Source organism: Acinetobacter legionensis, from assembly GCF_048551735.1.
In the GTDB taxonomy this organism is placed as follows: Bacteria; Pseudomonadota; Gammaproteobacteria; order Pseudomonadales; family Moraxellaceae; genus Acinetobacter.
The window spans coordinates 209,156-224,038 of the sequence record NZ_JBIMBV010000004.1; the positions used below are offsets into that span (position 1 = coordinate 209,156).

13 protein-coding genes are annotated in these 14,883 nt (G+C 37.9%); 6 read left to right on the top strand and 7 right to left on the bottom strand.

Annotated elements, in window-relative coordinates; all coding sequences use genetic code 11:
* Positions 1–8: 8 nt before the first annotated feature.
* Positions 9–1,031, bottom strand: a complete 1,023-nt coding sequence (locus tag ACG9ZL_RS05495) for a type I glyceraldehyde-3-phosphate dehydrogenase (RefSeq protein WP_333666862.1) — start codon at positions 1,029–1,031, stop codon at positions 9–11.
* Positions 1,032–1,324: 293 nt separating this feature from the next.
* Here ACG9ZL_RS05495 and ACG9ZL_RS05500 point away from each other — a divergent pair, with 293 nt between their 5' ends.
* From ACG9ZL_RS05500 to csrA, 5 genes are all read left to right on the top strand, one after another.
* Positions 1,325–1,987 (top strand): PA3715 family protein, encoded by a 663-nt coding sequence (locus tag ACG9ZL_RS05500; protein WP_419359333.1) that lies wholly within the window; start codon positions 1,325–1,327, stop codon positions 1,985–1,987.
* Between the two features lie 30 nt (positions 1,988–2,017).
* Positions 2,018–2,800, top strand: coding sequence for a PA3715 family protein (locus tag ACG9ZL_RS05505; RefSeq protein ID WP_419359335.1), 783 nt, complete (start codon positions 2,018–2,020; stop codon positions 2,798–2,800).
* A 243-nt stretch (positions 2,801–3,043) separates the two neighbouring features.
* A complete protein-coding gene (alaS, locus tag ACG9ZL_RS05510; RefSeq protein ID WP_419359337.1) occupies positions 3,044–5,737 on the top strand; it encodes an alanine--tRNA ligase in 2,694 nt (897 codons plus the stop codon).
* Positions 5,738–5,800: 63 nt separating this feature from the next.
* Entirely contained in the window at positions 5,801–7,081 is a 1,281-nt protein-coding gene (locus ACG9ZL_RS05515) for an aspartate kinase (protein WP_419359338.1), read from the top strand.
* A gap of 243 nt (positions 7,082–7,324) precedes the next feature.
* Positions 7,325–7,576 carry a carbon storage regulator CsrA gene (gene csrA, locus ACG9ZL_RS05520; protein ID WP_004721174.1) on the top strand — a complete coding sequence of 84 codons (252 nt, stop codon included), beginning with the start codon at positions 7,325–7,327 and terminating at the stop codon, positions 7,574–7,576.
* Between the two features lie 79 nt (positions 7,577–7,655).
* On the opposite strand, the gene rnhB is transcribed toward csrA, so the two are convergent.
* Both rnhB and ACG9ZL_RS05530 read right to left on the bottom strand, forming a co-directional pair.
* Positions 7,656–8,225: a ribonuclease HII gene (gene rnhB / locus ACG9ZL_RS05525; RefSeq protein WP_166782625.1), complete on the bottom strand. Its 570-nt coding sequence runs from the start codon at positions 8,223–8,225 to the stop codon at positions 7,656–7,658.
* Between the two features lie 249 nt (positions 8,226–8,474).
* Positions 8,475–8,852, bottom strand: coding sequence for a hypothetical protein (locus ACG9ZL_RS05530; RefSeq protein ID WP_004820799.1), 378 nt, complete (start codon positions 8,850–8,852; stop codon positions 8,475–8,477).
* A gap of 224 nt (positions 8,853–9,076) precedes the next feature.
* Between ACG9ZL_RS05530 and ACG9ZL_RS05535 the strand changes: the two genes are divergently transcribed.
* A complete protein-coding gene (locus tag ACG9ZL_RS05535; protein ID WP_004721181.1) occupies positions 9,077–9,628 on the top strand; it encodes a cytochrome b in 552 nt (183 codons plus the stop codon).
* Between the two features lie 103 nt (positions 9,629–9,731).
* Here the strand turns inward: ACG9ZL_RS05535 and ACG9ZL_RS05540 are convergent, their stop codons facing one another.
* From ACG9ZL_RS05540 to ACG9ZL_RS05555, 4 genes are all read right to left on the bottom strand, one after another.
* The gene (locus ACG9ZL_RS05540; RefSeq protein WP_151957887.1) at positions 9,732–10,088 is read right to left on the bottom strand and encodes a hypothetical protein; all 357 of its coding nucleotides are present in this window, start codon (positions 10,086–10,088) and stop codon (positions 9,732–9,734) included.
* Positions 10,089–10,158: 70 nt separating this feature from the next.
* Entirely contained in the window at positions 10,159–11,160 is a 1,002-nt protein-coding gene (locus tag ACG9ZL_RS05545; RefSeq protein WP_419359341.1) for an adenosine deaminase, read from the bottom strand.
* Positions 11,161–11,281: 121 nt separating this feature from the next.
* Entirely contained in the window at positions 11,282–12,601 is a 1,320-nt protein-coding gene (locus tag ACG9ZL_RS05550) for an NCS2 family permease (protein ID WP_004721188.1), read from the bottom strand.
* 881 nt (positions 12,602–13,482) lie between these two features.
* Positions 13,483–14,880 (bottom strand): efflux transporter outer membrane subunit, encoded by a 1,398-nt coding sequence (locus ACG9ZL_RS05555; RefSeq protein WP_166782628.1) that lies wholly within the window; start codon positions 14,878–14,880, stop codon positions 13,483–13,485.
* Positions 14,881–14,883: the final 3 nt, after the last annotated feature.

A 14,883-nucleotide genomic window follows, 5' to 3' on the forward strand; every position in this document is an offset into this window, starting at 1 on the left:
GTATTAGATTAATAAAATGATTCACACAAATCTAACAAGCGATTTGCATAGCCCCATTCGTTATCATACCAAGCAAACACTTTCGCCTGTTGACCCACGACCATAGTTTGAGTCAGATCAACAATCAGTGAATAAGGTGAATGATTAAAGTCACTTGAAACCAATTGCTCATCTGTAACAGACATAATCTCAGCATAATCATATTTTGCTGCTTGAATTAAGGTTTGGTTAATTAAATGAGCTGTTACAGGCGCTTTAGCAATAAATGTTAAATCAATGGCGGCAACATTAATTGTTGGTACACGGATTGAAAAACCATCAATACGGTTTTCCATTTTGGGCATGACTTGTTTTAATGCACCCAAAGCAGAAGATGTAGTTGGAATAATATTTTGTCCTGAGGCACGTGCGCGGCGTAAATCTCGATGTGCATGATCCAGTACAGATTGATCTGCTGTGACCGCATGAATTTCAGTCATTAATGCGCTGTCAATTCCAAATGCATCATCAATAATTTTGACCAAAGGGACTAAAGCTTGTGTGGTACATGACACACCCGAAATAATTTGATCACTAGCTTTAACATCATGATGATTTACCCCATAAACAATGGCAGCATCAACAGTATCAAAAGGTGCAGCACCGATAATGACGCGTTTTGCACCAGCTGTTATATGTTGTGTTGCAGCGGCTCTTGAACGAAACAGCCCTGTACATTCTAAAACAACATCAATGTTAAGCGCTTCCCAAGGCAATAATTCAGGATTGGCTTGTCTTAAAATTTGAACTTTCTGTTTAATTTGCCGTGCGTCAATCAACATATAAAGCTGTCCATTTTCTTGAACGATATTCACCGCACCGTCAAAGCGACCATGTGTAGTATCATATTTAAATAAATGAACCAGCGTTTCAACATCTGCAATATCGTTAATGGCAACAATTTCAAAATGGAAGTTTTTCGGATTTTCAAACCAAGCGCGTAATACATTCCGTCCAATTCGCCCGAATCCGTTTATTGCCACACGTTGCATCAGTTGTCCTTTTACAGCCAAATTACCATAATCAGTTATATGGTATAAGATTTATGATCACTACTGTTAATATATAGCTGACTTTAGCAAGAAAAAATTCGAAAACAATAGAATTTAAAACATCATTGGATAAAAAAATGTATTCATCTTTGCTCACAATGACATTTATGCGGCGCCTATTTTATTTTTGCTGTATTGCGATATGTATTTTTATATTTCTTCCTTTCAGTTATGCCCAACAGAAGAATATTCAAAATAATTATTCACGATGCAGCGAAACACAGACTCTGCAATTGATTGATAAACTTAAATTGATTTCCCCTGAACAGAGAGATACACGCTATCCAACATTTGAGCGCTGTATAAAGCTGGATCAAAATCGGCAATTGATCGCAATTAGTCAACCACTTCATATGCCGTCTGGGTATGCAGATTACGACTTAAATCTTTATTTGATTGACAACGCATCTGAAAAAATTCTAAATCACTATCATTATCCCATGAAGATTTCTTCAGATAACCATCAGTTTGAAAATTTAAAATTTGATATCAATCCTTACTCTAAAACTCCCCATACTCATGTTATTGGATTGGCCTTAACCTATGGGCATTTAGGTAGAATTGACTATACAATAAGTGAAATAAAGTTATTCAAAATCAGCAATCAACAAATGCAATTGGTTTTAGATAAATTTATGACGAATTACTCAGCTGGCGAAAGACCGTCTCTATGTGAAAATAATGCACAAACTGAGACTCAAATTTTACTTCACCCCTTAAAACAGAACAGTCATGGTTTAGCAGATATTCAATTAACGGAAAAAACAGAGCGTATAACACTTAACGAAAAAAACTGTAGTACCCAGCGTATTGTCAAAAAGCAACGCCATATCATGAAATTTGATGGGAAAAAATATCATTTTGAACATCTTAATTTTTTAGACTTTGGAATTTAATTGTATTTTGAACTTTTTAGAGATGAGCGCATGAAAACATTACAAATTGTATTGAACGCTGCACTGCTTTTGATTATTGGAAATAGTTTTGCAGCACCTTATCAAGCTTGTTCAGAACAATTACAAGATTCTTTAATTCAAAAATTTAAACTAACCAACCCAAGTTTTGCAAAGACTGAAGCTAAAACATATAAAAGCTGTATCAATTTGGACAGTACACAAAGAATTCAATTGGTTGCCATTAGCCAACCGATTAATTATAAATCTTATGATGATATGGAGCATGATCTAAATTTATATTTAATTGACTCTTCTCATCATAAAATTCTGCAAAAGTATAAAGCCCCAGAAACTTTTTATTCAGATGCAGATCATTATGATGGAGCAAAACTCCACAACACAAGATTTTCAACCTTGCCGAATACAGATGTGATCGGCTTAGAGACCTCATCCTCACATGAAGGTGGTTTTACCTATAGCCATAATAATCTTGCTTTATTTAAAGTTAATCCTCGCCAACCAATTAAACAAGTTTTTGCGGGTATTGGAACAAATGATAGTGGCTATGAAAGAATTGGAAATTGTATAGGAAATAATACCAGTTCAGATGTAAGACGTATTTTAGTGCTTTCCAACAAAACCACACATGGTTTACAAGATATTGTATTAAAAGAAATCAAAGACCAAACGAAAACCAACTATCAGACATGCAAATCTGTAAAAAAACAATATAAACAACAACAGACCATTAAATTTAATGGTCAAGAATATAAATTACAGCATAATGATCTACTGGGAATTGACCCTTTTTAAGCAAGCTTAAATACGATAATGGTAAAGTGGCTAAGTTTTAAATTTATACAACCAAAATTTACTCCAGACGAAAGTTGAAAATGTATAGAAATACCAATAATTCACCTTAAAATCATTGGTGGACACTACATTTTCCGTTATACTTTGGCGTTTTTAAAAATAAGCCCGTGTGGTGACTGAGCGCAAAAATCAGACTCAGCAACGCACTTTTAGCCAATACGAAAATTAAGGAGTGACTTGGTTGTGAGTACTCGTTTTATGACAACTGCTGAAATACGTGAAGCATTTTTGCGCTACTTTGAATCGCAAGGACATACACGTGTCGCGTCAAGTTCACTTGTACCTGCCAATGACCCTACTCTGCTTTTTACCAACGCAGGGATGAACCAGTTTAAGGACTGTTTCCTTGGATTAGAAAAACGTGACTATGTTCGCGCAACGACGTCGCAAAAATGTGTCCGTGCAGGCGGTAAGCACAACGACTTAGATAATGTCGGTTATACAGCACGTCACCATACATTCTTTGAAATGTTAGGTAACTTCTCTTTTGGTGATTACTTTAAGCGTGACGCGATTCGTTTCGCTTGGGATTTCCTTACGGGTGAAGAATGGTTGGCACTACCTAAAGATAAATTATATGCCACTGTTTATCATACAGATGATGAAGCTTTTGACATTTGGAACAAGGAAATTGGCTTAGCTGCAGATCGTATTATCCGTATTGGTGACAATAAAGGCGAAAAATACGCTTCTGATAACTTTTGGGCAATGGGTGATACTGGTCCGTGTGGTCCTTGTTCTGAAATTTTCTTTGACCATGGCGATCATATTTGGGGTGGCTTACCGGGTACACCTGAGGAAGATGGTGACCGTTTCATTGAAATCTGGAACAACGTTTTCATGCAGTTTAACCGTACTGCTGATGGCGTACTGCATAATCTTCCTGCACCATCTGTAGATACAGGCATGGGCTTGGAACGTATTTCTGCTGTTTTACAGCATGTCAATTCAAACTATGAAATTGACCTGTTCCAAAATTTATTAAAATCTGCTGCTGAAATTATTGGTGTTGATACATCTGAAGCGGTTGCAACTGCACAAGCAAACAATAAACCAATTGAATACCCTGCTTCACTTAAAGTAGTTGCAGACCATGCCCGTTCATGTTGCTTCCTGATCGCAGATGGCGTTAATCCTTCAAATGAAGGTCGTGGTTATGTATTGCGTCGTATTATCCGTCGTGCAGTACGTCACGGTAATAAAATGGGCGCAACGGGTACATTCTTCTACAAAATGTTACAACCATTAATCGATGCCATGGGCACTGCTTATCCTGAGCTTGAACAACGTCGTAATGTGATTGAAGCTGCTTTGGTTCGTGAAGAAGAATTGTTTGCGAAAACGCTTGAACAAGGATTAAAACTGCTTGAAGGTGAATTAGCCAATCTTAAGGGTAAAACCATTCCAGGCGAAACAGTCTTTAAACTTTACGACACTTATGGCTTCCCTGCTGATTTAACTGCAGATATCGCACGTGAACGCGAACTGGAAATTGACGAAGCAGGTTTTGAAGTTGAAATGGCAGCACAACGCCAACGTGCACGTGATGCAGGCAAGTTTGCTGTTGACTATAACAGTATTGTGAAAGTAGATAGCGATACTCAATTTGATGGCTATGAAGCAACTCAAGGTCAAGGTCAAATTATTGCGATCTACAAAGATGGCGTACAAGTTGATGAAATTGCTGAAGGCGACGAAGCACTGATCGTATTGAACCAAACACCATTCTATGCAGAAAGCGGTGGTCAAATTGGTGATACAGGTGTGTTCAAAAACGATACGGGTATTTTTGAAGTTCAAGATACTAAAAAATCTGGCGGCGCGTTTGTCCACCAAGGCATCGTGACAATGGGAAGCTTAAAAGCGACTCAAAATGTTGAAGCAATTGTAAAAGCCGATCTTCGTGAAGCTACTGCACGCAACCACTCTGCAACTCACCTTTTACATGCCGCTTTACGTCAAGTATTGGGCGAGCACGTACAACAAAAAGGTTCGTTGGTCGCTTCTGACATTTTACGTTTTGATTTTGCCAATGACCAACCTGTGACATTTGAACAAATTCAACAGGTTGAACGTATTGTAAACCGTGAAGTGATTGCAAACACCGCCGTTTCTACTGAACTTTTAGACATCGATGCCGCTAAAGAAAAAGGCGCAATGATGTTGTTCGGTGAAAAATATGGTGATGAAGTTCGTGTACTTTCTATGGGCTCAATCAAAGATGAGAAAAATTTCTCTATCGAACTTTGTGGTGGTATCCATGTTAAACGCACTGGCGATATTGGTCTGTTTAAAATCACCTCTGAAAGTGGTGTTGCAGCAGGTGTTCGTCGTATTGAAGCTCTCACAGGTACCAAAGCGCTTGAAATTGTTCAAAAATTTGATGCAGACATTTTGCATATCAATGACTTATTAAAAGCACAGAAAGATCAAACAGTTGAAAAAGTTCAATCAACTCTAGAAACAGCACATCAATTGCAAAAACATATCGAGCAATTGAATCAAAAATTGGCGAACTTCCAAGCCTCTGATTTAATCAATCAAGTGACAGAGATTTCAGGTCGCCAAACACTTATTGCCACAGTTCAAGGACAAGATGCGAAGTCTGTTCGCCATCTTCATGACAGTGTCAAATCAAAATTAGATAATGCAGTGATTGTGCTTGCAGCTGTAGAGGGTGAAAAAGTTAGCCTTATCGCTTCTGTAGCTAAAGATTTTACTGCAAATTTAAAAGCGGGTGACATCATCAAACACTTAGCTACTGAGTTGGGTGGTAAAGGTGGTGGTAAACCTGACTTAGCACAAGGTGGCGCGCCACTAAACGAGAAGTTTGAACAAGTAATGGCAGATTTAACTGCTTGGCTTGCTCAAAAATAATACTTCACCTTTTGTGTAACTGACCCTAATGCCGATTAGGGTCATGGCTTATATGGAACAACTATGGCATTAATCGTTCAAAAATATGGCGGTACTTCTATGGGTACTCCCGAGCGCATTTTAAATGTTGCTCGTCGTGTAAAGCGTTGGCATGACCACGGCCACAAGGTCGTAGTGGTTGTATCCGCAATGAGTGGTGAAACAAACCGCTTATTGGCTTTAGCGAAAGCCATTACCGAAACCCCTGATCCTCGTGAACTAGACCAAATGGTTTCTACGGGTGAACAGGTAACGATTTCAATGTTAGCAATGGCGCTCAATTCAATTGGTGTTGAAGCTAAGTCACTCACAGGTCGCCAAGTTGGTATCAAAACTGACAGCGCGTTTACCAAAGCCCGTATCGAATCTATTGATACAGATGTGATGACAAATCATTTGGATGCAGGTCGTGTCATTGTTGTTGCAGGCTTCCAAGGTTTCGACATTGATGGTAATACAACAACTTTAGGCCGTGGCGGTTCTGATACTTCTGGTGTTGCACTTGCTGCGGCATTAAAAGCAGATGAATGTCAGATTTACACAGATGTGGATGGGGTTTATACCACTGATCCTCGTGTTGCACCTAAAGCGAAAAAAGTTGATCGTATTTCATTTGAAGAAATGCTTGAAATGGCATCTCTCGGTTCTAAAGTATTGCAGATTCGTTCTGTTGAATTTGCAGGAAAATACCAAGTGCCTTTACGCGTATTATCAAGTTTTGATAATGACAATGATGGCGCATTCGACGAAGATTTCAAAAACAATGTCGGAACACTAATCACTACTGAAGCGGAAGACAATATGGAACAGCCAATTATTTCTGGTATCGCATTTAACCGTGACGAAGCTAAATTAACAATTTTAGGTGTACCTGATGAACCAGGTATTGCGTCTAAAATCTTATCACCTATTGGTTCTGCAAACGTTGAAGTGGATATGATCATCCAAAACGTTGAAGAAGATGGCACAACTGACTTCACTTTTACCGTGAATCGTGGTGAACTTAAAAAAGCCAAAGCAATCCTAGAAGAAACGGCTACAGCGATTGGTGCGCGTGAAGTTGCTACGCGTGATGACATTGTTAAAGTGTCGATTGTTGGCGTTGGCATGCGTTCTCATGCTGGTGTTGCAAGTAAAATGTTTACTGCACTTGCAGATGAAGGGATCAATATCTTGATGATCTCGACTTCTGAAATCAAAATTTCCGTGATTATTGAAGAAAATTACTTAGAACTTGCAGTTCGTTCACTCCATACAGCCTTCGGTTTAGACCGTGAACATGGCGAATCGAGTGCGCGTGCATAATTTTTGATCAAATATAGCAACTTATTCGCTGTTTTGACCAAGAAAAAATCAGAGCCACTATAGTGTTTTCTATAGTGGCTCTGTTATATTAGTTTTTGAGGTTTTAGAGAAATTTCAATAGAGCAATGTGAAAATGAAAAATTTGTCACATTATTCTGTTAAAATTATCGGTGCTATTTAAAGTTGTGTTTTCTAGTTTTTAGAAATTCATCGCAGGTTTAGCGTTTAAGCAAGGAGATAAACATGCTGATTCTGACCCGCCGTGTCGGAGAAACTTTGATGATTGGGGATCAAGTCAGTGTTACTGTGCTTGGTGTTAAAGGCAACCAAGTTCGTATTGGTGTAAATGCCCCAAAAGAAGTTTCTGTACATCGCGAAGAAATTTATCAACGTATTCAACATGAGCGTGCTATGCACGAGCATTTGCAACATATTGATCAAGATTATCAACCTTCTTTTGAAGATGATAATTCGCAAAACACCTATAATCGTTAAGATTATAGTGGTTTTGGAAACTAAAGCGGCTTTTAAGCCGCTTTAAATTTTTATTGATCAGTAAAAAACATCATCCGTTTTATTCAAGACCCAGTGCTTTTTTGACTGGCGAATAGCTACGGCGATGTTGATCAATCACCCCATGTTCAGCGATGGCGTCAAAGTGTGCTTTGGTTGGATAACCTTTATGTTTAGCAAAACCAAATTGCGGATACAACTTGTCTAACTCAACCATTTCATGATCACGCGTTACTTTGGCTAAAATACTTGCCGCACTGATCTCAGCATGTAAAGCATCCCCGCCTACGACCGCATCACAGCTCATACTTAAGCCTTTAGGAACTTTATTGCCATCTACAAGCACATGTTCTGGTCGCGTTTTAAGTGCCTCTATAGCACGTCGCATCGCCAATAATGAAGCTTGCAAGATATTCAGCTCATCAATTTCTTGATGTGTTGCTTCAGCAATTGCCCAAGCAATCGCTTTTTCCTGAATCTCAATGAATAACTTTTCACGTTTTTTTTCAGTTAATTTTTTAGAATCATTTAACCCTTGAATTGGGTTGTTTGGATCTAAAATAACTGCAGCTGCAACCACAGAGCCAACCAATGGACCTCGTCCTGCTTCATCTACACCAGCAACTAACATTTTCTTTCCTATCCTAAAAGAAGCTCAACAGGTTTTATCTGAGTTCATAGATCATCATCTTGAGATGATGACAGATCGAAAGCCCTTTTCTTTCTACATAACTTCAATCGAGTGATCAAAATTTAGAATATTTTGCTTAGCGTGAAAGACGCCATTTAAAGAAAAGAGCATCAGTCCTAAGACCATGAATTTATCAATATACAAAAAACTGTATCAATAAATTCATATGTCTTTGATGCTTTAATGCAATTATCTCATCGCTTCGGCGACACATGCATTAATTGTTTTTGTCACCACATTTGAAACAATCGTAGCACGCGCTTGAGGATCTAAAGCAGCTGTTGCTAAATCTACAGTGCTAACACTTTGGGGTGCCTTTTCACTGACACAACCACAAATTTCACTTTGTACATTGTTTTTCTGGTCTGCAGTCATGACTTTTGTTGCAGTCTTCCAAGCAGGTAAATTATTCAGTTCAGTTGTACATTTCGCATTTATCGCGATTTTAAGCGCAACACCACCTAACTGCTGAGTTGTTGACGCTGCTGCAGCACCTGTTGGGTCATTGGTCGCGCAAGCCGATAGAGCTAAAGCGATTGAAGCAAGAAAGACAACACGTTTTTTCACAATTTTTTCCTTTTTATGAGATAAAGCTAGGATATTTTGCCTAAACTAACACTTGGATTAAACTAAAAATTTGAATAATCACCTCATTAGACGCTAAATGGATAAATATTTCACAATTATTGCTTTAAGCGTTGCAAATTTAAAACAATACGTTGAGTTTTTAGAACTGATTTCTTTTAATAAAATCCATATTATAAGCACTAAATTAAATTGGAATCTGTGTCATGCAACAAAAATCACAATACTATACAAGGACAGCACAATGGTTGCATTGGATTATGGCAATCATCTTTATTACCGCTTGGGTCATTGGTTTTTATAGTGGCAATTTTTTAAGCTATGATGTCGATGGACCGTTTAAAGGCGATGTCATTACCCTACATAAGAATATTGCATCGGTGATTATCTTTTTGGTCATTATCCGTATCTTTTGGCGTTACACCCACCCTGCGCCTGAACTACCTGAAACCATGTCACCATTGATGAAAACTTTGGCTCATTTAGGTCATTTGGGTTTATATTTCATGCTATTGGCATTGCCAATCACAGGATGTTTGTTTAGCTGGAGTGCTGGCCATCCCGTGCCTGTATTGTACTTATTTGAGATTCCAAGACTTGTACAAGATAACCCCGATTTAACAGCGATTGTTAAACCTTTACATATTTATATTTCATGGGCTGCTGGCCTACTTCTTGTTGGACATGTTCTCGCTGCGCTCAAACATCATTTTATTGATAAAGACAATGTATTGAAAAGTATGACACGACAAGGTTAGTCATATACAGATTAAAAAATCTTATTAAAAGCACATCAAAACGGTGTGCTTTTTTTATATTTTTATTGTGGTTTAAATTTATGGCGCTTTAAATTCTAGATCTTTACTTTAATGCTTCTTTTGCACAACCTTTTAAACTATTCATCACTGCTTGTTGAATCAGCTTATTTTTTGCAGCTTCATTAAAAGTTGCCATAACCAGCTGTTTAGCTGGTACATCGTTCAAAGCATTCTCACTGACACAGCCACAGATTTTTTGCTGTGCATGTTGCTGTTGTGCAGCTGTCCATAAAAATGAGGATGCTTGCCAAATCTTTGACGCTTTTAACTCACTGGCACACTGCTGTTCGATTAAAGGCTTTAGCATTTTCTGCGTAATCGTTTCTGTGCTTGAGTCTGCACATGCAACAGTCACAGGTAAAATAATGAATAAGGTTAAACTTGTTGTTAAAAATTTCATTCTATTTCCCTCATGAAAAAAAAGCAGTGTTCACACACTGCTTTTATATGCTTAAAGAATATAGCTTGATTTAAGCCAATTGATCAATTTGATTGTTCCATTTTTGCTTTTCTTCATTTGAAATAAATGACGCTTCAAATGAATTTTTTGTCAATTGCTTTAACTCTGTATTTGATAGATCTAGCGCTTCAGCAATCGAAATAAAATTATCATTCATATAGCCACCAAAATAAGATGGGTCATCTGAATTGACAGTCACATGCACACCTTTTTGCAATAAACGATGAATATTATGTTGTGCCATATCATCCACCACACACAATTTTAAATTGCTCAGTGGGCAAACAGTCAAAGGCATCTTTTCTGCAATTAAACGTTGCATCAGTGCTGGGTCTTCTTCTGAACGTACACCGTGGTCAATACGGTTTACTTTTAATAAATCTAAAGCTTCCCAAACATATTCAGCAGGCCCTTCTTCTCCCGCATGCGCAACCACCAAGAAACCTTCTTTGCGTGCTTGAGCAAAAACCCGTTCAAACTTAGCTGGTGGATGCCCAACTTCGCTTGAATCTAAACCTACAGCAATAATTTGATCTTTATACGGCAAAGCTTGCTTTAACGTTTCAAATGCTGCTTCTTCACTTAAGTGACGCAGGAAGCACATGATCAAATGAGAGCTTATAGCCAACTTTGTTTGAGCATCATCACATGCACGTTGTAGACCATTGATCACCGTTTCAAAGGCAACTCCTCGGTCAGTATGTGTTTGTGGATCAAAGAACATTTCAGTATGTACAACTTTATCTTCTGCACATTTTTCAAAATATGCCCAAGCTAAATCATAAAAGTCTTGTTCATTGACCAGTACATTTGCACCTGCATAATAAATATCAAGGAAAGACTGTAGATTATGAAAGTTATATGCTTGTTTGACTTCTTCTACAGATTTATACGGGATATCAATTTGATTACGCTGAGCTATTGCAAACATCAACTCAGGCTCAAACGTGCCTTCGATATGTACATGGAGTTCTGCCTTAGGTAAGGCACGAATAAGTTCTAATCTATTCACGTTTTTCCTCAAACTTATTAAATTAAATTTCAATCATCCAAATCGCTTGGATTCATTTCAATCTGATTAAAACAAAAAAGGGTGCAAACTTGAGTTTACACCCTTTCCTTATTTAAATTTATTAACCACCAAATGCAACGAATTTAATCACCCAGAGTACAGCAATGATCCAAACCATATATGGAACTGTTTTCGCTTTACCTGTAAATAATTTAACCAATGCATAGCTGATAAAGCCCATTGCAATACCGTCTGCAATAGAATAAGCAAATGGCATAAATACAATGGTTAAAAATGCTGGAACTGCTTCGGTAATATCATCCCATTCAATATTGATGATACCTTGAATCATCAACACACCAACAAATAATAATGCTGGAGCAGTCGCAAATCCAGGAACAGATTGAGCCAGTGGTGCTAAAAATAAACACGCTAAAAATAAAATACCGACAACAACTGCAGTTAAACCTGTACGACCGCCTGCAGCAACACCCGCAGATGACTCAATATAAGGCGTTGTTGATGATGTACCTAAAGCAGCACCGGCAACAATTGCAGTTGAATCGGCAAATAGCGCTTTTTTCAAACGTGGTAATTTACCATCTTTCAATAAACCAGCACGATGTGAAACCCCGACCAATGTTCCGGTTGAGTCAAATAAATCAACCAAGAAAAATACGAAAATCACGCCGACTAAACTTACCGTAAATAAGTTTTCAAAATTCATTTGCATAAATGTCGGTGCAATAGAAGGAATCGAACCAACAACCCCTTTAAATTCATTTAAACCTAAAGCTGTTGCAATACCAGTGATTGCTAAAATACTGATAATAATTGCGCCACGAATTTTATAGTGGTGCATAATCACGATCAGGAAAAAACCCAATAAAGTCAGTAAGACTGTAGGTTGTTTTAAATCACCCAAACCCACCAAAGTTGCTTGATTTGCAACAATAATGCCTGAGTTTTTCAATGCAACCAGTGCAAGGAATAATCCAATACCACCACCGATTGCAAATTTCAATGACATTGGAATCGCATTGACAATGGCTTCACGGATTTTAAACATGCTAATTGCGATGAAGACAAGTCCGGAAACAAATACAGCAGCCAAAGCGGTTTGCCATTCAACGCCCATGCCTAAACAAACGGAATAGGTAAAATAAGCATTCAGCCCCATACCTGGTGCAAGTGCAATCGGATAGTTTGCAACAACCCCCATGACCAAACAACCAATCGCAGCGGCTAAACACGTTGCCACAAATACGGCGCCATGATCCATACCTGTTTCTGAAAGAATCAATGGGTTAACAATGATGATGTAGCACATTGTTAAAAATGTCGTTAAACCTGCCAGTATTTCGGTTCTAAACGTTGTTTTGTTTTCGCTCAGTTTAAATAAGCGTTCAAGCAAACCCGCTGAAGGATTTGGATTCGTCATTGTTGAGCCCCTGTTAAGTTTGAGCTATTCGTTGATAAAATCGAGTTCATTTAAAAAAATGCTAAATGCCGTCAATTAAGGCCATAATTCAGCATTCAATAAACATACCAAAATGACATTTCCGATAAAAAACTTGAATTAAAAAAGCTGCAGATTAGCAGCTTTCATTTTCTAGAAGGTTTAACGGTCGTTATCGATTACATATTACAAATTATAACATACAGTTTAAATAATTTTATCAATCTGACGCTTTTAGTCATCCAATTCATGTGAACTCAGAAGTTTAATGCTTTAAGGATATACAGTGCCTAAATCAAATCACCGTATTACTTACTTTGAGATGATTGTGATTATTAGGATTAGACTCAATTTTCCGAATGGTTAAATTCGCATCTTTGATAATATCTTGCATTTCTTGTTGTTTTTTTTGTTGCGAATCGACATAAGAAAAATAGCCTAGAAATATCACACTACTAAACACGAAAAAAGTTACAAGCTTTACCATTTCAAAATCAAATCAAGGTATAAATTTCGCTGATTATACACATAAACGTGACACAAATAACACTTTAACAATAAAATTGTCCGACAAATCACAAGTATTAACTTGCGCTTTCATAGTGCATACCAAATTTTAGAACCTACTATATATCTAAAATGGTGCTATTTGTTTTAAATGATGATTAAAAACGACATTAAGCTTGATCAATCAAAGACAGTTTTTAAACACACAAAGTTTTCAATAACAAGAGTTTAGACAGCTTAGCTTACACACTTAAAAACGCATGTAAGCTTTTTAAAGTGTAAGCTTTTAAATCAGTAATGTTTAAATACGCTATTCAAAGATTTAAGCCAACTCACTTAAGTTTTACATAGGGCCTTCAACTGATATTTCCACCTAAGGCTGCAATCAGTTGGGCTGTATTTTTTAACTGCAACTGCTTGAGCTGTAAAGTTGCCTGTTCAGCCTGTAAGGTTAAATTCTGTGCAGTGACCACTTCTAAGTAACTGACTAAGCCTGCATTAAAGCGTCGAGTTACAACTTGTTCATTTTCTAAAGCAAGTTTAAATAGTTGAGCTTGTTCAGATTGTTGTTGTTTAAAACTGGATGACTGTAAAAGCGCGTCTTCCACCTCTTTCCAACCCGTTAAAACAGCCTGTCTATACGCTGCTGCTTTTTCAGCATAACTCGCTTGTGCTTGTGCAATCTCAGCCTTACGTTTTCCACCGTCAAATATCAATGCCGTTGTTTGTAATCCAGTCGACCACAAATACTGTGGTGCTTGAAACAATTGACTCAACACGCGACTATTTACTTCACCCGTTAAGCCAATACTGAGATCGGGTAACCATGCTGTTTGAGCCAAACCCAATTGGGCATGTGTTGCAGCCAATTCACGTTCAGCACGGATTACATCAGGGCGCTGGATAAGCATCCGACTTGGTAGCTGAGTTGGTAATGTTGGAACTTGAAAGTGCTGTTTCTGTTTGACCAATTGAAATTGAGCAACCGTTTTACCTTGTACCACAGCTAAAATATTTTCTTGTAAATCACGTTCTCGCTGGGTTTCTATCTGCTGGATTTGCACTTGCTTGAGTTGTGTTTCAGCCTGTATCACATCCGCTCTCGCGATCATCCCTGCAATATATTGGTTATTTAAAATTTTGACGGAACGCTGATAACTGTGTTGGGTTTGTCGTAAAACATCCAACTGCGCATCCAGTACTCGGATATTCCAATAGCTTTCTGTGCCCAATAATTGTTGATTGAGTTTAACTGCTGCTAAGTCAGCCTGTGAAGCCTCTAAATTTGCCTGTTGCCCTTCAACTGCTTTGGCGACCCTGCCCCATAAATCAGGAATCCAACTGACCTGAACACCCGTTGTAAATTGGTTATTTGGCGTACTGTCCTTTGTTCCACTACGTTGTGCAGAACCATTTAACTTTAAACTTGGCAAACGGTTAGCGCGTTGCTGCTCAAGTAAGGCATTGGCTTGTTGATATCGTGCTTCTGCTTGTTTCAGACTCAAATTTTCTTGATTCAATTGTTGCATCAATTGACTAAGAATAGGATCTTGAAAAATTTCCCACCAAGTGTTGGCATTGACTTCTAAGCTTGCGGTTTTTTTCCAATTTAAAACAGCATATTTATAATGATCATCCGTTTGAAGGACTGGCACTTTATATTCAGGCGGATGCAACACAACAGTAGAATTGCATGCAGTCAATATCAAGAACACACTAAGGCACATGACATTTTTAACGATTAAACTCTGCATTAT